Annotated in this window: 1 protein-coding gene; it reads left to right on the forward strand. The window is 65.5% G+C overall.

What is annotated here, in order from left to right:
* Positions 1-249: MBL fold metallo-hydrolase (locus tag NDO48_RS29430; protein WP_267322946.1), on the forward strand; the 249-nt coding region annotated here is incomplete at both ends.

The raw sequence follows: 249 nt of genomic DNA on the forward strand, positions 1-249 counted from the left end.
GTCCGACACCATCGATCTACGCCGCTGGGTGGACGGCCGGACCATCGAATTCGGACAGCTGTCGATTCTGACCCGGCAGGTGTTCCATCCGCCGGAGTCGTACGGCATGCGGGTCACCACCGGTGGCGGAAAGACATTCGCGTACAGCGGCGACACCGGTATGTGCCAGGCGGTGCAGGATCTGGCTCAGGGTGCCGATGTCTTTCTCTGCGAGGCGTCGTGGACCGACAGCCCGGATCGGCCCGAGGG

Source organism: Aminobacter sp. MET-1 (assembly GCF_026521175.1).
Lineage (GTDB): Bacteria > Pseudomonadota > Alphaproteobacteria > Rhizobiales > Rhizobiaceae > Aminobacter.